The organism is Agrilactobacillus yilanensis (assembly GCF_003946725.1).
Lineage (GTDB): Bacteria > Bacillota > Bacilli > Lactobacillales > Lactobacillaceae > Agrilactobacillus > Agrilactobacillus yilanensis.
This window is the reverse complement of the sequence record NZ_RHOY01000003.1, coordinates 145,279-167,461: the sequence shown is the minus strand read 5'-3', so window position 1 is coordinate 167,461 and position 22,183 is coordinate 145,279. Positions and strand designations below refer to the sequence as shown.

The 22,183-nt window shown below is 39.1% G+C and carries 24 protein-coding genes; 21 read left to right on the top strand and 3 right to left on the bottom strand.

The features are described from left to right. Nucleotides 1-24 precede the first annotated feature (24 nt). The 16 genes from thrS to EKM93_RS03655 all read left to right on the top strand — a co-directional run bounded on the left by thrS (nucleotide 25) and on the right by EKM93_RS03655 (nucleotide 13,845). Nucleotides 25-1,965: a threonine--tRNA ligase gene (gene thrS / locus EKM93_RS03730; RefSeq protein WP_125713208.1), complete on the top strand. Its 1,941-nt coding sequence runs from the start codon at nucleotides 25-27 to the stop codon at nucleotides 1,963-1,965. 190 nt (nucleotides 1,966-2,155) lie between these two features. Next, nucleotides 2,156-2,680: a translation initiation factor IF-3 gene (infC, locus tag EKM93_RS03725; protein WP_191988480.1), complete on the top strand. Its 525-nt coding sequence runs from the start codon at nucleotides 2,156-2,158 to the stop codon at nucleotides 2,678-2,680. A gap of 104 nt (nucleotides 2,681-2,784) precedes the next feature. Then, entirely contained in the window at nucleotides 2,785-2,985 is a 201-nt protein-coding gene (rpmI, locus tag EKM93_RS03720) for a 50S ribosomal protein L35 (protein WP_125713206.1), read from the top strand. Nucleotides 2,986-3,049: 64 nt separating this feature from the next. Continuing rightward, nucleotides 3,050-3,403 carry a 50S ribosomal protein L20 gene (gene rplT, locus EKM93_RS03715; RefSeq protein WP_125713204.1) on the top strand — a complete coding sequence of 118 codons (354 nt, stop codon included), beginning with the start codon at nucleotides 3,050-3,052 and terminating at the stop codon, nucleotides 3,401-3,403. A 212-nt stretch (nucleotides 3,404-3,615) separates the two neighbouring features. Continuing rightward, a complete protein-coding gene (locus tag EKM93_RS03710) occupies nucleotides 3,616-4,164 on the top strand; it encodes a YqeG family HAD IIIA-type phosphatase (protein ID WP_125713202.1) in 549 nt (182 codons plus the stop codon). 9 nt (nucleotides 4,165-4,173) lie between these two features. Then, nucleotides 4,174-5,295 (top strand): ribosome biogenesis GTPase YqeH, encoded by a 1,122-nt coding sequence (gene yqeH, locus EKM93_RS03705; protein WP_125713200.1) that lies wholly within the window; start codon nucleotides 4,174-4,176, stop codon nucleotides 5,293-5,295. 12 nt (nucleotides 5,296-5,307) lie between these two features. Beyond that, nucleotides 5,308-5,619 carry a YhbY family RNA-binding protein gene (locus tag EKM93_RS03700; RefSeq protein WP_125713198.1) on the top strand — a complete coding sequence of 104 codons (312 nt, stop codon included), beginning with the start codon at nucleotides 5,308-5,310 and terminating at the stop codon, nucleotides 5,617-5,619. 23 nt (nucleotides 5,620-5,642) lie between these two features. Beyond that, entirely contained in the window at nucleotides 5,643-6,296 is a 654-nt protein-coding gene (locus tag EKM93_RS03695) for a nicotinate-nucleotide adenylyltransferase (protein ID WP_376923121.1), read from the top strand. Next, nucleotides 6,265-6,870, top strand: coding sequence for a bis(5'-nucleosyl)-tetraphosphatase (symmetrical) YqeK (gene yqeK, locus EKM93_RS03690; RefSeq protein WP_125713387.1), 606 nt, complete (start codon nucleotides 6,265-6,267; stop codon nucleotides 6,868-6,870). The genes EKM93_RS03695 and yqeK overlap by 32 nt, the downstream gene beginning before the upstream one ends. Nucleotides 6,871-6,931: 61 nt before the next feature. Next, nucleotides 6,932-7,273, top strand: coding sequence for a ribosome silencing factor (gene rsfS / locus EKM93_RS03685; RefSeq protein ID WP_125713385.1), 342 nt, complete (start codon nucleotides 6,932-6,934; stop codon nucleotides 7,271-7,273). Continuing rightward, nucleotides 7,270-8,010: a class I SAM-dependent DNA methyltransferase gene (locus tag EKM93_RS03680; RefSeq protein ID WP_125713195.1), complete on the top strand. Its 741-nt coding sequence runs from the start codon at nucleotides 7,270-7,272 to the stop codon at nucleotides 8,008-8,010. The genes rsfS and EKM93_RS03680 overlap by 4 nt, the downstream gene beginning before the upstream one ends. Next, nucleotides 7,992-9,167 (top strand): nucleotidyltransferase, encoded by a 1,176-nt coding sequence (locus EKM93_RS03675; protein WP_125713193.1) that lies wholly within the window; start codon nucleotides 7,992-7,994, stop codon nucleotides 9,165-9,167. The genes EKM93_RS03680 and EKM93_RS03675 overlap by 19 nt, the downstream gene beginning before the upstream one ends. A gap of 3 nt (nucleotides 9,168-9,170) precedes the next feature. Beyond that, nucleotides 9,171-9,737, top strand: a complete 567-nt coding sequence (locus tag EKM93_RS03670; RefSeq protein ID WP_125713191.1) for a YceD family protein — start codon at nucleotides 9,171-9,173, stop codon at nucleotides 9,735-9,737. 61 nt (nucleotides 9,738-9,798) lie between these two features. Then, nucleotides 9,799-11,220 (top strand): NADP-dependent phosphogluconate dehydrogenase, encoded by a 1,422-nt coding sequence (gene gndA, locus EKM93_RS03665; protein ID WP_125713189.1) that lies wholly within the window; start codon nucleotides 9,799-9,801, stop codon nucleotides 11,218-11,220. Between the two features lie 347 nt (nucleotides 11,221-11,567). Beyond that, entirely contained in the window at nucleotides 11,568-12,254 is a 687-nt protein-coding gene (locus tag EKM93_RS03660; protein ID WP_125713187.1) for a response regulator transcription factor, read from the top strand. A gap of 28 nt (nucleotides 12,255-12,282) precedes the next feature. Then, complete coding sequence (locus tag EKM93_RS03655) at nucleotides 12,283-13,845, top strand: HAMP domain-containing sensor histidine kinase (protein WP_125713185.1); 1,563 nt, start codon at nucleotides 12,283-12,285, stop codon at nucleotides 13,843-13,845. 69 nt (nucleotides 13,846-13,914) lie between these two features. Here EKM93_RS03655 and yjeM read toward each other — a convergent pair whose 3' ends face one another. Continuing rightward, on the bottom strand, nucleotides 13,915-15,396 hold the full coding sequence (yjeM, locus tag EKM93_RS03650) for a glutamate/gamma-aminobutyrate family transporter YjeM (protein ID WP_164506977.1): 1,482 nt from the start codon (nucleotides 15,394-15,396) through the stop codon (nucleotides 13,915-13,917). A gap of 89 nt (nucleotides 15,397-15,485) precedes the next feature. Between yjeM and EKM93_RS03645 the strand changes: the two genes are divergently transcribed. From EKM93_RS03645 to hemC, 5 genes are all read left to right on the top strand, one after another. Beyond that, the gene (locus tag EKM93_RS03645; RefSeq protein ID WP_125713181.1) at nucleotides 15,486-15,923 is read left to right on the top strand and encodes a precorrin-2 dehydrogenase/sirohydrochlorin ferrochelatase family protein; all 438 of its coding nucleotides are present in this window, start codon (nucleotides 15,486-15,488) and stop codon (nucleotides 15,921-15,923) included. A gap of 107 nt (nucleotides 15,924-16,030) precedes the next feature. Next, on the top strand, nucleotides 16,031-18,484 hold the full coding sequence (gene nirB, locus EKM93_RS03640) for a nitrite reductase large subunit NirB (protein WP_125713179.1): 2,454 nt from the start codon (nucleotides 16,031-16,033) through the stop codon (nucleotides 18,482-18,484). After that, nucleotides 18,485-18,796, top strand: a complete 312-nt coding sequence (gene nirD / locus EKM93_RS03635; protein ID WP_125713177.1) for a nitrite reductase small subunit NirD — start codon at nucleotides 18,485-18,487, stop codon at nucleotides 18,794-18,796. Between the two features lie 2 nt (nucleotides 18,797-18,798). Beyond that, on the top strand, nucleotides 18,799-19,821 hold the full coding sequence (cobA, locus tag EKM93_RS03630) for a uroporphyrinogen-III C-methyltransferase (RefSeq protein ID WP_125713175.1): 1,023 nt from the start codon (nucleotides 18,799-18,801) through the stop codon (nucleotides 19,819-19,821). Beyond that, on the top strand, nucleotides 19,818-20,726 hold the full coding sequence (hemC, locus tag EKM93_RS03625; RefSeq protein WP_125713173.1) for a hydroxymethylbilane synthase: 909 nt from the start codon (nucleotides 19,818-19,820) through the stop codon (nucleotides 20,724-20,726). The genes cobA and hemC overlap by 4 nt, the downstream gene beginning before the upstream one ends. Before the next feature lie 69 nt (nucleotides 20,727-20,795). On the opposite strand, the gene yidC is transcribed toward hemC, so the two are convergent. Beyond that, a complete protein-coding gene (gene yidC, locus EKM93_RS03620; RefSeq protein WP_125713171.1) occupies nucleotides 20,796-21,794 on the bottom strand; it encodes a membrane protein insertase YidC in 999 nt (332 codons plus the stop codon). A gap of 71 nt (nucleotides 21,795-21,865) precedes the next feature. Then, nucleotides 21,866-22,147, bottom strand: coding sequence for an acylphosphatase (locus EKM93_RS03615; protein WP_125713169.1), 282 nt, complete (start codon nucleotides 22,145-22,147; stop codon nucleotides 21,866-21,868). Between the last annotated feature and the right edge of the window lie 36 nt (nucleotides 22,148-22,183).

Below are 22,183 nucleotides of genomic sequence, written 5' to 3'. Positions count from 1 at the left end.
TTCAAAAAACGGAGGGTTTAATTTATGTCAATTTCTATTGAATTTCCAGATGGCTCCAAAAAACAATTTGATGATGGTGTATCAGTTTTAGAGATCGCAAAATCAATCAGCACATCCCTAGGTAAAAAAGCAATCGCCGGTAAATTTAACGGCGAATTAGTAGATTTGCACCGGGCTTTAAAACAAGATGGTAAATTACAAATTTTAACAGCAAATGATGACGATGCTTTAATCGTTTTAAATGATACTGCTGCTTTCTTATTGGCTGCCACATTAAAAGCGGCTTATCCAAAAATGCATTTTGGTGAAGGTCACTCAACTGCTGATGGCTTCTTCTATGACACAGACAATGAAGATGGCCAAGTCACTGTTAATGATCTAGCAGATATTAAAGCTCAAATGCAAGCTTTAGTAAAAGCAAATGGCGAAATTAAACGCGTATTCGTTTCTAAAGATGAATTATTAAAAGCTTTCGCTGGCGATCCATACAAGGAATCCTTAATTAACGCTGAATCAGGCGTTCAAATTCCAGCTTACCAATTAGGCGATTTTGTCGACTTTGGTTACCGTGCTTTATTAGATAAAGCAGGCGAAGCTAAAATCTTTGAATTACTTTCAGTTGCTGGTGCTTATTGGCAAGGCAAATCTAGTAATCCAATGTTACAAAGAATTTATGCCACAGCTTTTTATAAACAAGCAGACTTAGATGCTGATTTGAAACGTCGGGCTGAAATCAAAGAAAGAGATCATCGGACACTAGGCCGTGAATTAGACTTATTCTTTGTTGATCCAAAAGTCGGCGCCGGCTTACCTTACTGGATGCCAAATGGTTCTACGATTCGTCGGACAATCGAACGTTACATCATTGACCGTGAATTAGCCGCTGGGTATGAACATGTTTACACACCAATTTTGGCTAACTTAGATCTTTACAAACAATCCGGTCACTGGGATCATTACCGTGAAGACATGTTCCCACCAATGGACATGGGTGATGGCGAAATGCTTGAATTACGGCCAATGAACTGCCCATCTCATATTCAAATTTATCAACATCATATTCGTAGTTACCGTGAATTACCAATTCGGATTGCCGAATTAGGGATGATGCACCGTTATGAAAAATCTGGGGCATTGTCTGGCTTGCAACGGGTTCGGGAAATGACATTAAATGATGGTCATACTTTTGTAACACCGGATCAAATTCAAGATGAATTTAAAAATATCTTGCAATTAATGATGAATGTTTATGAAGATTTTGACGTAACTGATTACACATTCCGTCTCAGTTATCGGGATCCTAAGAACACTGAAAAATACTTTGATGATGATGAAATGTGGAACAAATCACAATCTATGTTAAAGGGTGCTATGGATGATCTTGGTTTAGATTACTACGAAGCAGAAGGCGAAGCTGCTTTTTACGGTCCTAAATTAGATGTACAAACAAAAACAGCCTTGGGTAACGATGAAACATTGTCAACGATTCAATTAGACTTTATGATGCCTGAAAAATTCCATTTAGTTTATACTGGTGAAGATGGTCAAGAACATCGCCCAGTTATGATTCACCGTGGGGTTATCTCTACAATGGAACGGTTCATCGCTTATCTAACTGAAATCTACAAAGGGGCTTTCCCAACTTGGTTGGCACCAACACAAGTTGAAATTATCCCAGTTAATTTAGATTTACACATGGATTATGCTGAATCCTTACAAAAGACTTTGGCTGCTAAAGGCATCCGGGTTAAATTAGACAAACGTAACGAAAAAATGGGTTATAAGATCCGTGAAGCCCAAACACAAAAAGTACCTTATACACTTGTTGTGGGGGATCAAGAAAAAAATGATGCCACGGTTTCCGTTCGTGCCTATGGTTCAGATAAACCAAGTACTGAAGATTTAAATGTCTTCGTTGATGCCATTGTCTCTGAAGTTAAGAACTTTAGTCGGACAGGTAAATAGTTAAAAAACGACTTGACAAGATCGCTTAATATAAAGTATACTAGTCAACGTTGTGAAAAATAAGAAGTAGAAGCCCGTCTTCTCGCCTATGCTTTTAAGCCTCTAGGTCATAATTTTCGATATGTACGGTGAAGATTATTGGCGGATTTCTACGGAAATCCGCTTTTTTCTACTTAATTAATGGAGGTGCTTGACCATAGCAAAAGACTTGATGGTAAATGAAAATATTCGTTTTCGTGAATTGCGTTTGATCGCTGATAATGGGGATCAGCTTGGTGTGAAAACAAAGCAAGAAGCTTTACGATTAGCTGAAGAAGCTAATTTAGATCTTGTTGTTGTTGCCCCCAAAGCAAAACCCCCAGTTGCCAAAATTATGGATTATGGGAAGTATCGCTTTGAACTTCAAAAGAAAGATCGCGAAGCTCGTAAGAAACAAAAGACCATCAGTGTTAAAGAGGTTCGTTTAAGTCCAACAATTGAAGAAAATGATTTTAACACTAAGTTAAATAATGCTCGTAAATTCTTAGCAAAAGGCGATAAGGTCAAAGTTTCAATTCGATTCAAAGGCCGCGCAATTACCCATAAAGACATTGGTCGCAAAGTATTAGATAACTTGGCTGAAAAGACAAGTGATATTGCAAATGTGGAATCTCGTCCTAAGATGGACGGCCGCAGCATGTTCTTAATGCTTGCACCAAAGACTGAAAAAGAATAACTAATCAGTTCATTAAATTGCTGGTCTATGGATCAGCAATTTTAATTGTAAAGCATCATATAAAATCTTATTGTATGATGTCATATTTAGGAGGAATTTTAATTATGCCAAAGCAAAAAACACATCGCGCTTCTGCAAAGCGCTTTAAGAAAACGGCTTCCGGCCAACTTTCAAGACACCATGCTTACACACGTCACCGTTTCCACGGTAAGACAGTGAAACAACGTCGTCAATTGAGAAAATCTGGTTTAGTAGCATCTAGCGATTTGAAGCGTTATAGCAAGATGCTTTCTCAAGTTAAATAAAACTTCTATTTTAAAAAATAAATTTATCCTGAAATGATCAGGTTAGTCCCAAGGAGGAAATACAATGGCTCGTGTTAAAGGTGGTACGGTTACCCGTAAACGTCGTAAAAAAGTTTTAAAGCTCGCTAAAGGTTATACAGGTTCTAAACATTTACTTTTCAAATCTGCAAATGCACAAGTAATGAATTCTTATCGTTACGCATTTAGAGATCGTCGTCAAAAGAAACGTGATTTCCGTAAATTATGGATTGCACGGATCAATGCTGCTGCTCGTTTAAATGATATTAGCTACAGCAAATTGATGCATGGTTTGAAAGTAGCTGGTATTGATATCAACCGTAAAATGTTGGCTGATTTAGCAGTTAATGATGCTGCTGCATTTACAGCACTAACAGATGCCGCTAAAAAAGCACTTTAATCTTTAATCAAGACTATGAAAGGGTCCGGACAAGACATGCGTTTTGTTCCGGACCCTTTTTAAAAATTTCAATATAATAACTTAGTTTGTTATGCAGAATCCTTGAGCAGTTACCGAAAATAACTTATTATAAATAGGTAAACCTTTGTCGAAGCAAAAATAATAAACAGTTATAATATTAAATTGAATACGGATGATGAAGAGGAGTCTTTATGTTACAAAGTTTTAAACCAACTTTTATGCTAAATTCTTTATATGACTTAGATGCTGAACAACTTGCTTATTTTGGCATTAAAAATATTTTAACGGATTTGGATAATACGTTATTGCCTTGGAATAATAAAAAACCAGATGACCGCTTGCGGCTATGGTTGCAGAAAATGACAAAAGCCGGGATTAAGGTCATTGTTGTTTCTAATAATAGTGCGCAACGTGTTGATATTGCACTTGAAGAATTAGGTATGCCTTTTATTGCTCGAGCAATGAAACCCACTGTCAAAGGGATTAAAGAGGCATTAACAACGTATCATTTAAATCCTGATGAAACTGTAATGGTGGGGGATCAATTGATTACTGATGTTTGTTCAGGCAATCGCGCAGGCATTCGTACGATCCTTGTGAAGCCATTGGTCAATTCAGATGCTTGGAACACATTAATGAATCGTTTTATGGAACATTATCTTTTTAAAGTTTTAAAACGAAATTTCACTGGTTTGGAATGGCGGGATAAGTTAACATTACCCCCAGACCAACAACGATAGGAGAGCTGCATGGATAGCAAAACAGATTTATATTGCATCGGCTGCGGTGCTAAAATTCAAACAGAAGATAAAACAGCAATCGGCTATATTCCCCAATCAGCCTTAGATAAACAGCTAACAGACGATACACAAGATGTGTATTGCCAGCGCTGTTTTCGTCTACGGCATTATAATGAAATTATGCCCGTTTCAATTGCAGACGATGAATTTGTCCGTTTATTAAACGAAATTGGTGATCGGGATGCTTTAATTTTAAATGTCATTGATATTTTTGATTTTAATGGCAGTATTATTCCAGGGTTACACCGGTTTGTTGGTGATAATCCGGTGATTGTTGTCGGTAATAAAGAAGATGTTTTACCAAAAGGTGTTTCCCGTGGGAAAGTACGTCAATGGCTATTTGAACAAAGTCATGATCAAGGCTTACGGCCAGTAGATACAGTTTTAGTTTCATCTAAATCTGGTCGGAATGTGGATCAGCTGATGGCTTTAATTGATAAGTATCGTCATGGTAAAGATGTTTACGTTGTGGGGACGACCAATGTTGGTAAATCGACTTTAATTAACCAAATTATCAAGCAGAATATGGCCATTAAAGACTTGATTACAACGTCTAGATTTCCAGGAACGACGTTGGATCAGATTGAAATTCCTTTTGGGGATGGCAAGAATTTAATTGATACCCCAGGGATTATTCATGAACATCAGATGGCGCATTTATTAGGCCCTAATGATTTGAATTTAATTGCACCGCAAAAAGCCTTAAAGCCAAAAGTCTACCAATTAAATGCAGCACAAACGCTATTTTTAGCTGGCTTAGCACGCTTTGATTATCTTCAAGGTGAGCGTCAAGGCTTTACCGTCTATGTGGATGATCAGCTATATTTGCATCGCACTAAGTTAGAAAATGCAGATGCTTTTTATGAAAAGCATTTGGGTGAACTACTGAATCCACCAAAAGCTGAGGCTATCGCTGATTTTCCAAAACTAGTCCGCCATGAATTTTCAATTGACCAAAAAGTAGATATTGTCTTTGGCGGTTTAGGTTGGATTACGGTGCAAAAACCTGGCGTTATTGCGGCCTATGCACCAGAAAATGTCGATGTTGTTATCCGTAAAGCACTCATTTAAAGGAAGTTGATCATGTTAACAGGTAAACAAAAACGATTTTTACGTTCAAAAGGCGCTGTTATGCGGCCATTAATTCAGATTGGTAAAAATGATTTATCCGAAAATTTTTTAAAACAGGTGACAGATACTTTAGAAAAACGAGAATTAGTTAAAATTAGCATTTTACAAAATGCGAGCTTAACCCCAAAAGAAGCCGCTGATTGGCTTGTTGCTCAAGATGTAGCGATTCAAATTCCGCAAATTATTGGGCATACATTGTTGGCTTATCGACCTTCACACAAAGCAGAATATCAAATTCTTTCTAAAGCAGTTAAAGCACTTTGATTTTATAAAAAGGACGAATGACGTTGCAGACTAGAATCGTAACTTTAAAACAACCGGTTATTTCAACTGAAGTTCAAAAGAAAATTTTAAATCTGAATAAACGCCGACAAGTCGGTATTTTAGGTGGTACTTTTAATCCACCGCATCTCGGACATCTGATTATGGCCGATCAAGTAATGCAGCAATTAGAATTAGAAAAAGTTTTATTTATGCCAGATAACCAGCCCCCCCATGTGGATGAAAAAAAGACAATTCCTGGGAAAGATCGAAAAGAAATGGTCTCTCGGGCGATTATGGATAATCCTAATTTTGAATTGGAAACAATTGAGCTGCAACGGGGCGGAATTAGTTATACTTATGATACAATAAAAGCGTTAAAACAAAGACATCCGGATACGGACTACTATTTTATCATAGGTGGTGATATGGTGGCCTATTTACCGAAATGGCATAAAATTGATGAATTGCTCAAATTGGTGCACTTTGTAGGTGTGCGTCGCCGTAATTTTGCGGTGCATTCTAATTATCCGATTATTTGGGTGGACTCACCTTTAGTGGATATTTCGTCCAGTGCCATCCGGAAACGGGTTAAAAATCAGCAATCTATTCATTATTTAGTGCCAGATGATGTGGCAGCTTATATTTATGAAAAGGGGCTTTATCTTGAAGGCAAATGATTTCGCAGAAATTCTGCCGTATAGTTATGAAACATTATTGACAAAAGTGCAAGCCGTGTTAAAACCAAAACGCTTTGAACACGTTAAGCGTGTGGCAGATACAGCTGAAGCTTTAGCAAAACAATATGATGGTGATCCAATTCGAGCAAGAATTGCGGGCATTGTACATGACTATGCTAAGGATTTTTCAGATGAGCGCTTCAAATCTGTGATTATGAGTCAAAAGTTTGATCCAGAATTATTAGCCTATAATAACGGCATCTGGCATGGTGTTGTTGGCACTTATTTTGTTCAAAAGGATCTACAGATTTATGATTCAGAGATCTTAAATGCCGTCAAAAAGCATACGATCGGTGCACCAACCATGACAAAATTAGATCAAATTATTTTCATTGCAGATTTTATTGAACCTGGCCGTGATTTTCCAGGTGTAGAAGCTGCCCGTCAAGCGGCCCAAGTTTCACTGGCGGCTGGTGTGGCTTGCGAGCTGCAGTCAACTTTATCATTTTTAATTAAAAATCATAAAACAGTTTACCCCAAGACAATTGATAGTTATAATGCTTGGGTACATTAAATTTAAATAATATATATTAAAACAATTATCAAGGAGTGATTCATTTTTGGATAGTAAAGAAATGTTAGAAATTACCGTCAAAGCGGCGGATAGTAAGCATGCTGAAGATATTGTGGCTTTAGATATGCAAGAAGTTAGTTTGGTGGCCGATTATTTTGTAATTATGGATGCCAATTCTGAACGGCAAGTTGAAGCGATTGTTGATGAAATCGTTGATAAAGCTGAAGAAGCAGGTATTGATATTCGGCGTAAAGAAGGCAGAAAAGGGTCACGTTGGATTTTGATCGACATGGCTGATGTGGTTGTGCATGTCTTTTTGAAAGAAGAACGGGAATTTTATAATTTAGAGAAACTATGGTCTGATGCCCCAATGGTCAATGTTTCACAATGGGTTGCGGAATGATTTATACAACCTTTGCCAAAGTTTATGATCAGCTAATGGATTCAGATTTATATGACCAATGGTTAACTTATGTCGAACAGCGCGTACCAAAAAAAACGGGCCGTTTATTAGAGTTGGCCTGTGGTTCAGGCACATTAGCCGTGAAATTGGCCCAGGCTGGTTTTGAGGTCACTGGTTTTGATTTATCTGAAGAAATGTTAACTTTAGCAGATGAAAAAGCGCGGGCTGCTGAAATTGAGCTGCCCTTAATCCAAGGGGATGCCCTTGACTTAAAGTTGGACACAAAGTTTGATTATGTAACTTGTTTTGATGATTCTATTTGTTATTTACCGGATTTATCAGCGATAACACAAGTTTTCAAAAACGTGTCACAAGTTTTAAAGCCAGCGGGTACGTTTATGTTTGATGCCCATAGCCTATATCAAATGGATGAAGTTTTCCCAGGTTATATGTATAATGCGAAGTTTGAGGATATGGCATTTATGTGGCAGAGTTATGCCGGTGAATTTCCCCACAGCGTGGAACATGACTTAACTTTTTTCATTTATGATGAGTCAATTGATGGCTACCAAGCGTTAGAAGAGCTACATCGTGAGCGTACTTATCCGGTGGCTTCATATAAAGAAGCGCTACAAGCAGCTGGCTTCACAGATATTGAAGTGACCAGTGAATTTGGGACACAGTCTGTTTTAGAAACCAGTACGAGGTATTTCTTCAAATGCAAGAATCAAAGTTAGTTGGCTGCGGTATTATTGCCGAATATAATCCGTTTCATAATGGTCACGTTTATCAATTACAGCAAGCACGGCAAAAAAGCGGTGATGCTGTTTTAGTAGTGGTAATGAGCGGTAATTTTGTGCAGCGCGGTGAACTGGCATTGGTGGACAAATGGACTCGAGCCCAGATGGCTTTAGCAGGCGGGGCTGATTTAGTGATTGAACTGCCTTTTCAGGTGGCCAGTCAGCCTGCTGATCGGTTTAGTGATGGTGCCGTTGCTATTTTAAATGATTTGCAGTGTCAGTATTTAGCTTTTGGTACGGAAACCAGTCATCTAGACTATGCAAAATTAGGGGATGCAATGCTGCAGCTGCCACAGCGGCATGATTTTTTTGTGGACTATAAAAAAACTTATGCCACGCAGCTCAACGAATTGTTACAGGCTGAACTTGGGATAACGTTAGATCAACCGAATTTATTATTGGCAGCAAGCTATGCTAAAAGTGTCGCAGCGTTAGCGCATACATTGACTTTACTACCGATTCAACGTATTGGGGTGACCCATGATGCGCAGGAAACGGCGGCACAATTTACAAGTGCAAGTTGGCTGCGAAAACAATTAACCACAGTGACAAATTGGTCGGCAGCAGCCCCGTTTCTACCAAAAACTAGTTTGCGGCTTTTATCACAATGGCCGACAGAATTTTTAACTTGGTCTCGGGTTTTTGAGCTATTAAAATATCGGATCACCAGTATGACTTTGACAGAATTAGCAGGCATTTATCAAGTGACTGAGGGCTTGGAACATCGGATCAAACATGTCATCCGAAAATGTACGTCATTTGAAGCATTGCTGACTGCGGTGAAAACGAAGCGTTATACTTTTGCTAGATTACAGCGGGTATTTTTATATATTTTGTTAAATGTCACCGATGCTTTAATGCTTGAAAGTCAGTTGTTTATTCATCCCTTAGGTTTTAATTATCGGGGGCAACGCTATTTACACCAAGTAAAAAAACAATTGACTTTGCCATTGGTGACTCGATTAGATCGCCAAAACACAAAACCCGGCGCTATATTTTATTTGCAAAACCGGGTTGATTTATTAATTGAACAGTTAACCGGCCAAACACAAAATTTTGGTCGACAACCAATAAATTACGCCATAGGAGGGTAACGATTGTTAAGTTGGACATTAGCAGAACTGGCTAAATTTCAAAAGGCACCATTAGAAGTTGATACAACACTGGATTTAAAAGCTGATTTACAGCAACGACTCGCCGATATTTTAGATGCAAAACCTTTCAAAGTTACGGCAACTTTTACCTTTGATGAACCTGTTTGGATTTTAGAAATGCATCTTACTGGAGAATTAACGGTACCTTCTACAAGAAGTTTGGCACCTGTAATTTTGCCGATTGATACACGTTTTACCGAAATTTATGTCGCTGATGATGCCGATGCTGAGGCATTTGAAGACGATGAAGTGATTATGACTTTTGATGAAGGCAAATTTGATTTAAAAAAAGCCGTTGAAGATAATGTCATTATCAGTATTCCTACACAAGTTTTGACACCTGACGAAATTAGCGGCGATGCGATGCCGGAGGGCCAAGACTGGAATGTTATTTCTGAAAATGATTATTTTGAACAAGTAGCCACTGATGAAGGCGCGCCCAATCCGGAGTTTGCCAAACTTAAGGATCTGTTTAAAGATGATTCACAAGCGTCAAATGACAAAGAGTGATTGCAGTCTTTGCAGTAAATGTGCTAGGATAAATAAGAAAGTTGTAGGAGGATGATCATTAATGGATAAGCCACAAATTGGCGTTATTGGTATGGCCGTAATGGGCAAGAATTTAGCTTTAAATATTGAAAGCAGAGGTTATACGGTTGCAATTTATAATCGTAGTGCTGCCAAAACTGAAGCAGTCATGAAAGATCATAGTGAAAAGAAATTAGTACCAAGCTATAGTGTTGAAGATTTTGTTAAATCTTTAGAAAAACCACGTCGGATTTTGATGATGGTCAAAGCTGGTGCTGGGACAGACGCTGTAATTGATGAATTGTTACCACTTTTAGATGCTGGTGATGTTTTAATTGATGGCGGCAATACTTTCTTTGAAGATACAATGCGTCGTAGCGAAAAGTTAGACGAATCCGGTATTAACTTTATTGGTATGGGCGTTTCTGGCGGTGAATTAGGTGCCTTACAAGGCCCTTCTTTGATGCCTGGTGGTCAAAAAGCAGCTTATGATTTAGTTGCACCGATTTTAGAACAAATTTCGGCTAAAGCTGAAGATGGCGCACCTTGTGTGGCTTACATGGGGCCTAATGGTGCTGGTCATTATGTCAAGATGGTGCATAACGGGATTGAATACGGCGATATGGAATTAATTGCTGAAAGTTACAATATTATGCGTAACGTTTTGGGCTATTCTGTGGAACAATTAGCTGACGTCTTTAAAGAATGGAATGAAGGCGAATTATCTAGTTATTTAGCTGAAATTACAGCTGATATCTTGACTCGTAAAGATGACGAAGGCACTGATAAACCAATCGTTGATATGATTTTAGATGCTGCCGGTAATAAAGGAACAGGTAAATGGAGTTCTCAAAACGCTTTAGAATTAGGGGTACCTCAATCTCTAATTACAGAAGCTGTTTATGCCCGTTATATTTCTGCATTAAAAGATGAACGTGTTAAGGCAAGCAAAGTTTTACCTGGCCCAACACAAAAACCAGCAGTTGATGATGTTAAAGCAGTTGTCGAAAAAGTTAGACAGGCTTTATATTTTGGCAAAATCATGAGCTATGCCCAAGGTTTTGAACAAATGCGTGTGGCTTCAGAAAACTATGATTGGAACTTACATTATGGTGAAATCGCCTCTATCTGGCGTGAAGGCTGCATTATTAAAGCTCAATTCTTACAAAAAATTACAGATGCTTATGATCGCAAACCAGATTTACAAAACTTATTATTAGACCAATATTTCTTAGATATTGCTAAAAACTACCAACAATCTATTCGTGATATTGTCGCTTTAGCAACACAAGCTGGTATTCCGGTACCTGTTTTGAGTGCAGCTATTTCTTATTACGATTCTTACCGTAGTGAAGTTTTACCAGCTAATTTAACCCAAGCACAACGGGATTACTTTGGCGCACACACTTATAACCGTGTGGATAAAGAAGGTATTTTCCACTATACTTGGTATAAAGAACAATAATTAATTTTTTAATTAAGATAAGACTGGTGTCAGGATTCTATTTTGGCACTAGTCTTATTTTTATGATTTTGTCAGGAATTATTTAGTTTTAAAATAACAAAATGACGGCTGTATTTGAGGTGAATTAACCAATACTTACAGCTACAGGGCATCCCCTTGAATCAGTGATTCTAATTTTATAAAATTTAGATTAAAGCTGTTATTTATAATTTTGATCTAGCTTTAACAGTTTTTAATGTATTGCTGGGGTTCTTATGTTAAAATTATAATTGGTGAATTAGTAACATCGGTTATATTGTAAACGTATTAGAACGATAAAAAGATAGGATAAGGAGCGCACACTTTTAATGAGTAGAGTATTAGTAATTGAAGATGAAAAAAATTTAGCTCGGTTTGTTGAATTAGAATTAAAGCATGAAGGTTATGATGCAGAGGTCTATTTTAATGGCCGAACGGGCTTAGATGCTGCTTTAAATGAAGAATGGGATGCCATTTTACTAGACTTGATGTTACCAGAATTAAATGGTCTAGAAGTTGCTAGACGTGTTCGACAAGTCAAAAATACGCCAATCATTATTATGACTGCCAGAGATTCCGTTATTGATCGTGTCTCTGGGTTAGATCATGGTGCGGATGACTATATCGTAAAGCCATTTGCAATTGAAGAATTACTGGCACGTTTACGGGCTTTGTTACGCCGAATTGATATTGAAGGTGAACATAACGCCAACAAGCAACATACGATTACTTATCGTGACTTAACGATTGAAAAAGAAAATCGCGTCGTTCGTCGTAGCGATGATGTCATTGAATTAACTAAACGGGAATACGAATTATTACTAACTTTGATGGAAAACGTCAACGTTGTTTTGTCACGGGAACTATTGTTGCGTAAAGTATGGGGTTATGACTCTAATGCTGAAACCAATGTCGTCGATGTTTATATTCGTTACTTAAGAAATAAAATTGACGTCTCTGGTAAACCAAGTTACATCCAAACTGTCCGGGGAACCGGTTATGTTATGCGCTCTTAGTTCTTGATGAGGGGGATCTTTAATTTTCATGGAAGATCAAAACCAAAAGAAAAAAAGAGGTTTGAAGCGGTCCCTTAAAGCAAAATGGACGCTAGGGATGGCGGGCATCATTTTAGGGACATTATTGATCTTTTTTTGCGTGATTTATTATACGGTGCAGGAAGTCTTGATTAGCCAAGAGGAGACAACTGTCCGGGAAACGATTACGGCAGTTGATCGGCGTTTAGATACGGCAACGACCAACTTAACGACAAATAAAGTATTGCCAAGATTAAATATTGAAACTAATAATGAAACAACGATTGCATCCTCAGCAAGCTGGGATCAGACAGATGTTTTTCAAGATTCTGTCATTCAAAAGCTATCTCGTAAAGATATTAATGTGGGCGTCTATGATGCAAAAGGCATTCAGTTATTTACGACAAAAGCAACCTCTTTACCATTAAAAAATAAAAAAGTTGGTGTCCACCAACGCCAGGTTAATAATCAAAAAGCATTGGTTGGCATTGGGGTTGTTTATTCACGGACAACCCATAAGAAAATTGGCTACATTCAAGTCGTGAACACAATGTCTAGCTTTCAACATAATATGAGCCGACTGCGGTTATTTATTGTGATCTACTCTATTGTTGCCGTCGTTATTGGTGGCTTAGCTTCATTTTTGATTATTCGCCATTTCTTAAAGCCAATTGGTGCCTTAAGTGATGCTATTGAAGTTATAAAAGTAGAGCCGGGGACACAAATGCGGGTACCGGCGTTAAATACCGGGGATGAGTTAGCGGATCTGACAGATGAGTTTAATCATATGTTAGATAAGACACAGCGTTTTGTGGATGCTCAAAATCATTTTGTCCAAGATGTTTCCCATGAATTGCGGACACCAGTGGCTGTATTAGAAGGACATTTACAACTGTTAAACCGCTGGGGGAAAGATGACCCGGAAGTTTTAGATGAATCTTTAGGTGCGTCACTGCAAGAAATTCAAAGAATGAAGTATTTAATTCAAGAAATGTTAGATCTATCACGGGCTGATCAAATTGAGGAACAATATGCTCATGAAACCATTGACGTGCATGCCTTAGTGGAAGAAGTTTATAATAACTTCAAGATGTTGCATCCGGATTTTAATATTGTTTTAGATTTGGATCTCCATCAACCGGAAGTCTATGTTCAAATTTATCGGAATCATTTGGAACAAGTTTTAATTATTTTGTTGGATAACGCCGTGAAATATTCGGATAAGCGCAAAGCAATTCATATTTCAGTGGCCCAGGATGCCCGTTTTGTGAACGTTGCAATTCAGGACTTTGGACTAGGTATTCCTGAAGAAGATCGACGGAAGATTTTTGATCGTTTTTATCGTGTGGATAAAGCCCGGAATCGTGACCAAGATAAGGGTGGGAATGGCTTAGGCCTGTCCATTGCTCAAAAATTAATCGAAAGCTATCAAGGTCGAATTTCTGTGGAAAGCAGTGTCGGTTCTGGCTCAATTTTTAGAATTGATGTCCCCCTCGCGGTCAAGCGTAACGATGCTGTTGCTGCTGAAGCAAAAGCTGAAACAGATTCTGATTCTGATAAACCAATAGAATAATGTACAACATAAAAAGAAGCTTAAATATTCTTGAAATCAGGAATGTTTAAGCTTCTTTTTGAGTTTACTTTAGGATAATTCTATTTGACGATTAAAGTGATGGTACAAAATAACGGCAATAATACTAAAAATCATTGGCCCAATTAATAAGAGCATTGATTCTAAATAGTGCGCTTTGAATAGCGGTAAAATAATTGAAAAACTAATGGCGCTTAAAATCGTTGTGATGACTAAGCCACTGGCCAAATTGGCATAACGTGGGGCAATCAATTGATAGTCATGTTGCTGTTTGCGAAATTGGATAAAGGCAATGGCTACGATCAAATAAGGAATAGAACGTGACACATTTGTCATCAACGTTAAATTATTATATAGATTAACCGCATGGGCATTACTGAAGACAACGAGCCAAATGAGACCGATAATTAAAAGACCTTGACCCAAAACAGCATGGCTTGCGATACCTTGTTTGTTTTCTTTAGTTAAAAAGTGCGGCCAGAAATTTTTAGGTGTTCCAGTAATAATTGACTTCAAAGGTGCATAAGCGATAGTCATAATAAGCCCAATATAAGCCCAGAACAAAACTAAACCTGTCAGGCGCAAGAAAATTTGGCTTAAAATTAAAGTCCCCGCACTGGAAAGGCCTAAAACGCCACCGAGTTGATGGCCCAAGTTAAACATTAGAAAATACATGGCATTACCAAGGCTTACTTTTTGATTTGTAAAAATAGCTGCCCAATTTGCACTGGCGCCCCATAGGAAAATACCAGCTAAGTAAGTTACTGTGATTAAGATAGCCGCGATCAAAATTGCAAATGGAAAACGACGTTTATTATGACCGACACGATCGACTAAACTAGCCACAGTATCTAGCCCCCCAAAGGCCGTGATGCCAAAGATGAAGAAGCCCAAATTGCCCAGTAAGCCTTGATAATCACGATTCGGTGAATTTAATAAAATATGTTGTTGCATTGGCTGACTCAACTGACCATGATGATTGACCAGTAAAATAAGATTACTGACGGCCATAACTACAAATAATAAGGCAATTAAACTGCCACCTAACAGCATAAATCGTGAAATTGTGAAGAAGCCCTTATTGATCAGAAATACAACAATTAAAACTAAAATACAAGAGCCTAACCCTAACCAATAAATTTGCGGAATGTGCCAAAAACTAGCCGTCCGTGTTGTTAAATCTTGGCCAAAGCTTAAAATAGATAACGGGATCCATAGTTTCATAAATAGGCTAGCTAGCCAAATGGTATAGCTGCTATACCACAAGAACGTTGTTAAAAAAGCAGCTTTTTGTGATAAGCTATGATCGATCCAACTGTATAGGCCGCCGCTGTATTGTCCTAAGTTGCCGGTGAACTCTGAAACGATTAAAGCATAAGGTACAAAGAATAGTAAGCCGGCCACAATATACCAAGGCATAGCGGCATAAGACATTAGATAAAAAGCATTGGACATGCTTGTAAATGAAAAGACGGTTGTTGCAATGATTAAAACTAATTTTGGAAAAGATAACTCAACAGTTTTTTTTGACACAAAAATTCCCCCAACGTGTAACGTGCAGACTTAATATCTTATTATAACGATTTGTAGACTTTAGATCCAACTAACTTTGGAGGTTTAACATGAAAAAATACCCAATTGCCTTAGATTTAGAGCAACGCCGTGTTTTAATCGTAGGCGGTGGTCAGATTGCGTTGCGTAAAATTAAAGGCCTACAAGAAACAGGCGCAGTTATTACTGTGGTGGCACCGACTATTTTGCCGGAGATAGGGCCTTTAGTTCAGTATCAGCGGCAGCGGCCGTTTGAATTTAAAGATTTATTGGAACAGGAGCTTATTTTTTGCTGTACCGATGCGCCAACTTTAAATCGGCGTATTGCAGCCGCTGTCGGGCAAGATCAATTGGTAAATAATACTTCTGATAAGCAAACTTCTAATTTTTATAATTTTGCAACCATTACATATGATGAAGTGACGATTAATATTGGCAGCGATGGGCAAAATATTCATAAAGTGCAGCGCGTAAAACAGGCCATTCAACGCTATTTGGCGAAACTTTAACTAAGGGGATACCCTATTTTAACGGGATTTTGTGGGGCCCTTAGTAGTGATCTGGTATAATTTAGGCAACTTATATGTGTAATAAATCACATGGGGAGGCTTTTTTTATGTCAGAGAGACTGGTGGTCATTGGTAATGGGATGGCCGGAATCCGTGCTGTTGAGAATGTGTTACAGTGCAATCCTGACCTTTTTGAAATCACTATAATTGGTGATGAGAATTATCCAGCTTATAATCGTATTTTATTATCTGAAGTTTTAGAAAAACAAATGGATTGGCCCGACATTATTACAAATAATGAGGCTTGGTATGATGAAAATAACGTACGTTTGATTAATCATGATCCGGCGGTAGCTATTGACCGGACCCAGCAGTTGGTGACAACGGCATCTGGACAAGTTGTGCCTTATGATCAATTAGTACTGGCAACGGGCTCTTATCCGTTTGTTTTACCGGTACCGGGACATACGTTGACAAATGTGGTGGCTTTTCGAACGATTAATGATGGCAAATATATGCAGCGTCTGGCACAACAAGGTGCGAGCATTGCGGTCATTGGTGGGGGATTATTAGGTTTAGAAGCTGCTGCTGGTTTGGTGGATCAAGGCGCCAGTGTCAGCGTCATTGAATTGGCCCCTTGGCTGATGGCCACGCAACTGGATGAAACAGCAGCCAAATTATTGCAAAAAGATTTGGAAGCAAGAGGTTTAAAATTTTACTTAGGTGCGCAGACGAAATCAATTTTAGGTGATGAATCTGGTAAGGTAAAAGGGTTACAATTTGATAATGGTGAAGTTATTGATGTTCAGATGGTTGTGATGTCCTTAGGGATTCGGCCAGAAACAGCAATCGCCAAGGCTGCTGGTTTAAAAGTGGATCGGGGTATTCAAGTCGATGACTTTATGCGGACTTCAGACAGCCGTATTTATGCGATTGGCGAATGTATGGAACACGCCGGCGCGTGCATTGGGACTGTGGCACCATCTTATGTCCAAGCTAAAATTGTCGCGGATGTTTTGTGTGGTGAACCAACGGAACCTTTCAGAGAAGTGCAGGAAACAATTGAGTTAAAAGTACCAGGTATTGATTTGATTTCTGCTGGGCATATTAAAGAAAATGATCAAGTGAAGTCCATCATTGCCATGGATGAGGTTAACAACGCTTATAAACGAATTTTTGTCAAAGACGGTATTGTCTGCGGGGAAATTCTGTATGGGGATGTTAGTGATGGCAATCGTTACTTCGGGATGATCAAACATCAAGAAGATATTCAAGAATATCAAGCAACAGCCTTGCTGTATAATGGTCAAGCCGATGATGGTAACGATGTGGCGAGCATGCCTTTAGATGAGATTGTCTGTGGCTGTAATGGGGTCACAAAAGGGACGATCTTAGATGCAATCCGTGAAAAAGATTTAACCTCTGTTGAAGGGGTAGGTAAAGCCACTCGAGCCGGGACGTCTTGTGGTAAATGTAAGCCCGTCATTGAAGCGTTACTGAAATTAGAATTAGGGGATAAGGCTGAAGGGATGCACGAAGTTATGTGTGACTGTACCACATTATCCTATGAAGCGATTATCAAGGCGATTAAAGAAAATCATTGGCTAACTTCTGCAGAAGTCCGGGCAGGCTTAAATTGGCTGAACCCAGATGGCTGCGATAAGTGTCGGCCAGCGATAAATTATTACTTGAATATGCTCTTCCCTGGGGAACATAAAGAAGAAGTTAGTGCACGTTGGGCCAATGAACGTTATTTAGCAAATATTCAAAATGATGGCACGTTCTCCGTTATTCCAAGAATGATTGCCGGTCGTACGACACCAGAACAATTAATCAAGATTGCGAAAGTTGCTGAAAAATTCCATGTACCAATGATCAAAGTCGTGAACGCTTCTCGGATTGGTCTATATGGTATTCGCAAGGAAGATTTACCAAAAGTTTGGCATGAACTAGATATGGATTCTGGGGAAGCTTACGAAAAAACGGCGATTCGTGAAATTAAGACTTGTGTTGGGAAAGATTGGTGTCGTTTTGGCAACATCAATACAGAAACATTAGCTGAAAAATTAGATGTGGCTTTTGCCGGTATTGATACCCCGCATAAAGTAAAATTAGGCATTACAGCTTGCCCACGGAATTGCTCAGAAGTCTTAACAAAAGATTTTGGAGTTATCGGTATTGACGGTGGCTACCAGCTTTATATTGGCGGTAATAATGGGACACAAGTTGTTGCGGCATCGTTATTGGATGTTGTTGAAACTGAAGATGAAATCATGACTTACTTTGGCGCTTACCTACAATGGTACCGGGAACATGGCCATTATGGCGAACGGACTTTCAAAGTTGTGCAACGTGCTGGTGTGGATAATGTCATTGCCATGCTAAAAGATGAAAGTCAACGCAATGCCTATCTTGAACGGGGCGAAATTGCGAAAAAAGCTTATCGTGACTATCGTAACGGCTTGGAACCTTGGCAAGCACGGCTTCAAGATGAAACGACCTTAAAAGCACTTTATACAGTTGTTGATATTACAGGTCGTACAGTAAAGGAGGGACAATAAATGACGCAAAAAGTCTATATTGCAGAAGTGGCCGATCTACCATTGAAGATGGGTTTAGAAGTTAAAAATGGCGCCGAATCTATTGCCGTTTTTAAACTTAGCGATACTGAAATTTACGCTATCGGCAATATTTGCCCCCACGCTGGTGGACCACTAGCAGACGGTATGGTTAGTGGTAAAGAAGTGATTTGTCCACTACACAGTTTGCATTTGAATTTAGTGACTGGGCAGCCAATCACAGAAGATGATTTGGAAGATGTTCCAGTTTATGAAACAGCGATTGAAGCTGGTAAGTTTTATATTATGGTGTAAAAATGGCAAAAATTATATTTGTTGGTGGTAGCTCTGGGGATCCAGGGCTATTAACCATGTCCGGCGCAAATGCGCTTGCGCAGGCAGAAATTGTTTTTTACGATCGTTTGATTAATCCATTATTATTATTGTTGGCTAATCCCCAGGCAGAACTGGTGGATGTTGGGAAAAATCCAGATTTACCCGGGCCAGCTCAAATAGAAATTTCAAGTCAGCTGATAACCGCAGCACAAAAATTTCAATCGATCGTTCGCTTAAAAGGTGGCGATCCTAGCATTTTTGGCCGGTTAGATGAGGAATTACAGGCTGTTAAGCAAGCAAAGCTTGATTTTGAAATTATTCCCGGCATTACTGCGGCTTCAGCATTGGGGGCTTATAGCAGTGTTTCGTTGACACAACGGGGGATTAGCCATGGGGTAACGTTAATAACGGGTCAGCAGATTCAAGAAGAACAGACGGTTTTAAATCAGCTGATCCAAGAACAGACGCTGGTGGTGTATATGGGCGTCCATCAGATTGCAGCGATACAGCAGCGTTTATTGGCGCAGTTTCCCAAAGATTTACCGGTTTTAATCGGACAGCAAGTGAGTTATGGCCGGCAACGGTTATTTAAAACAACTTTGATAAACCTTGTCTCAACAGTGCACGCTAAAATGATAAAAAATCCAGCTTTATTTTTATTTGGCGCAGTAGCTCAAAATTATGAAGCGACGACTAATTGGGCAGCAAAACGACCATTAGCTGGAGAAACTTTAGTGTTAGTAATGTCGCAATTGGACTATAATCAAGTATTGGACTATGCAAAGTTAGGCGCAGATGTGTGGCCCATCAGTCTAAATGATTCAGAGCGGCAACGCTTTGAGGCGATTACAAAATCTTGGTGTGCAACGATGGCGCCAACTCAAGTTATCTTAACTGAAGCGGTAACCGAGACACAATATCAAGCAAAGTTAACAATGGCTGAATTGGCAGCATTGCCAGTCAAGACAGACGTCACTTTTTTACATGAGAAGGGGATTCATTGATAGATAAAGTTTTTCGCATTGGCACTCGGGGTAGCCGACTAGCCTTGGCCCAAACAAATGAAGTGATTCAGCGGCTAGAAGCGGTTGTGCCGCAATGTCGCTTTGAGATTGTACCCATTAAGACCAAGGGGGATTTAAAGCCGCATACCGCCTTAACAAAACTAGGCAGTAACGGCTTATTTGCCCGGGAAGTAGAAACTGAGCTGTTAAATGGCACCATCGATTTTGCAGTGCATAGCGCTAAAGACTTACCAGCTAAATTGGCACCGCAGTTAATGATTACGGCTGTACCGCCAAGAGCCCTTGCCTATGATGTCTTAGTGCTTAAAAAACCAGGTATAACGGCAGTTTCACAATTGGCCAAAGGGGCAGTTATTGGAACAGGTAGTCCGAGACGGGTCAGCTTGTTGACGCAATTACGGCATGATTTACAATTTAAAAATATTCGGGGCAATGTGCCAACACGCTTAGAAAAGCTGCAAACACAAGATTTTGACGGCTTAATTTTAGCTGCAGCGGGCTTACAGCGCTTAGGTTTGTTGGATGCCAGTCGATTAAATTTTGTACCCTTGCCGATGGATCGTTTTGTACCGGCGCCAGGGCAAGGTTTGTTGGCCTTAGAATGTCATGAAACAAACGCTGAAGTTAAAGCCTTGTTGGCAAAAATAAATGATGCAGCGGCGTATATGGCTTTGACTTGTGAGCGTAGTTTTTTACAAACGTTAGAGGGCGATTGTACTATTCCGTTAGGCTGTCATTGTGTCACGACCAAAACAGGCTTAACAGCCACTGCTTTTTTAGGCGATAAACAAAACAGTCAGTGTGGCGTTTTTGCCAGTGGGCACGGCCTAGAACCAGCTGCACTGGGGCGTCAGTTGGCTTTAGAAGTTATAAAAAAAGTGTAAGCTGCATCGTTTAACAATATAAAAAGGCCGCAACCAAAAATATTTTTTGATTGCGGCCTTTTTAAGCGCCTAACGATTACGTTGTTTACCGGTATTTCGTTTACGGTTTCGTTCATGAATTTTTTCTAAATTAGCAGCGGTTGCTGATGAGGCTGCGCTGTTACCGCTAGCTGCCGCAGTGCCGTTTTGGGCCATCAAATTGCTGATGGTTTGTTCGGTAACGACTTCTACAACGGGTTTTGTTTTTAATTGTTTGTCGATCCGTTTACGAATTCTAGGTGTCATAATGTAAGTTACAATAATTTGCTGAATGACGACGATAACCCCACCGACTAAGAAGTATAAACCTAACCCAGCAGGTGCGATTAAGGCGATGAAGAAAGTCGTCATTGGGCCCATCAAAGCAGTGATTCGCATCGCTTGCCGCTGTGCTTCAGGCACTGTTTTGAGCATGATGAAACTTTGAACTAAGTAAAGCAATGTGGAAATAATAACAACAACAATATTGGATTGTCCTAAGCTAAAGCCTAAGAAGCGGCCGGAAGAAATCTCTGGAGAGTACATAACCGCTTGATAAATCGCAATCATAAATGGAAATTGAATTAGTAATGGTAAACAACCAATACCGCCCATGATGCTCATATTATTTTTCTTATAAACATCCATTTGTAAAGCAGTAAGTTTGGCTTGGACATCTTGAGATTTGACATCTTTTAATGCTTGTTGCACTAACGCTAATTGCGGTTGGATCATTTTTGTTTTTTCTTGTTGAATCGTTGCCTTGTTAGATTGGTAAAGCATCAATGGTAAAATTGCCAATCGAACGATAAAGGTGATGATTAAAATACCCCAACCATAACCACTTGGGCCCCCAATTTTAGCGGCAGTCCAGTTGATTAAATGTTGCATTGGAACGGCTAATATATTATATAAAGTACCATAAATTGCCCCAGTTGGCGGTTTTTGACCAGCTTTATACATGTTTTGCATTTGACAACCGCTCAAAACGACTACTAAAGAAACCGCAGCCATAATCAGCAAGAAATATTTAAGCTTCTTGTTTTTCATGTTTACTTCCTTTCATCTATATATCCAAAAAATACTATACGTTAAGGTTATAGACTTTTCAATATAGATTTTTAACCAATTACCTTAAAATCCGAAAAATCGGGCAAAAGTCCTAGTTTTTTTTCGTCAACATGGGTCACTTTACCATAAGGTGTGGGTGAGGCTTTAATATTATCGATGAAAGCGGTTAGTGGTTTTGGCCGCCCCACAGCTTCAATGTAGACGCTGCCGTCCAGATTATTTTGTACAGTACCTTTGATACCTAAGTTATCTGCTAAAATTTTTGCAGAATAACGAAAGCCAACGCCTTGAACACGGCCGTAAACCGTTAAAGCCACACCTATTTCAATCATAATGGACCTACTTTCTTTTTTGTGATCAATAAATGT

What these genes read in the sequence shown, in the direction of transcription:
- nirD (WP_125713177.1), top strand. Translation starts at nt 18,485, where the DNA reads ATGACGCAAAAAGTCTATATTGCAGAAGTGGCCGATCTACCATTGAAG.
- rsfS (WP_125713385.1), top strand. Translation starts at nt 6,932, where the DNA reads ATGTTAGAAATTACCGTCAAAGCGGCGGATAGTAAGCATGCTGAAGAT.
- EKM93_RS03710 (WP_125713202.1), top strand. Translation starts at nt 3,616, where the DNA reads ATGTTACAAAGTTTTAAACCAACTTTTATGCTAAATTCTTTATATGAC.
- gndA (WP_125713189.1), top strand. Translation starts at nt 9,799, where the DNA reads ATGGATAAGCCACAAATTGGCGTTATTGGTATGGCCGTAATGGGCAAG.
- yidC (WP_125713171.1), bottom strand. Translation starts at nt 21,794, where the DNA reads ATGAAAAACAAGAAGCTTAAATATTTCTTGCTGATTATGGCTGCGGTT.
- rplT (WP_125713204.1), top strand. Translation starts at nt 3,050, where the DNA reads ATGGCTCGTGTTAAAGGTGGTACGGTTACCCGTAAACGTCGTAAAAAA.
- EKM93_RS03680 (WP_125713195.1), top strand. Translation starts at nt 7,270, where the DNA reads ATGATTTATACAACCTTTGCCAAAGTTTATGATCAGCTAATGGATTCA.
- EKM93_RS03700 (WP_125713198.1), top strand. Translation starts at nt 5,308, where the DNA reads ATGTTAACAGGTAAACAAAAACGATTTTTACGTTCAAAAGGCGCTGTT.
- EKM93_RS03660 (WP_125713187.1), top strand. Translation starts at nt 11,568, where the DNA reads ATGAGTAGAGTATTAGTAATTGAAGATGAAAAAAATTTAGCTCGGTTT.
- EKM93_RS03645 (WP_125713181.1), top strand. Translation starts at nt 15,486, where the DNA reads ATGAAAAAATACCCAATTGCCTTAGATTTAGAGCAACGCCGTGTTTTA.
- EKM93_RS03615 (WP_125713169.1), bottom strand. Translation starts at nt 22,147, where the DNA reads ATGATTGAAATAGGTGTGGCTTTAACGGTTTACGGCCGTGTTCAAGGC.
- cobA (WP_125713175.1), top strand. Translation starts at nt 18,799, where the DNA reads ATGGCAAAAATTATATTTGTTGGTGGTAGCTCTGGGGATCCAGGGCTA.
- EKM93_RS03655 (WP_125713185.1), top strand. Translation starts at nt 12,283, where the DNA reads ATGGAAGATCAAAACCAAAAGAAAAAAAGAGGTTTGAAGCGGTCCCTT.
- nirB (WP_125713179.1), top strand. Translation starts at nt 16,031, where the DNA reads ATGTCAGAGAGACTGGTGGTCATTGGTAATGGGATGGCCGGAATCCGT.
- yqeK (WP_125713387.1), top strand. Translation starts at nt 6,265, where the DNA reads ATGAAAAGGGGCTTTATCTTGAAGGCAAATGATTTCGCAGAAATTCTG.
- yqeH (WP_125713200.1), top strand. Translation starts at nt 4,174, where the DNA reads ATGGATAGCAAAACAGATTTATATTGCATCGGCTGCGGTGCTAAAATT.
- thrS (WP_125713208.1), top strand. Translation starts at nt 25, where the DNA reads ATGTCAATTTCTATTGAATTTCCAGATGGCTCCAAAAAACAATTTGAT.
- rpmI (WP_125713206.1), top strand. Translation starts at nt 2,785, where the DNA reads ATGCCAAAGCAAAAAACACATCGCGCTTCTGCAAAGCGCTTTAAGAAA.
- EKM93_RS03675 (WP_125713193.1), top strand. Translation starts at nt 7,992, where the DNA reads ATGCAAGAATCAAAGTTAGTTGGCTGCGGTATTATTGCCGAATATAAT.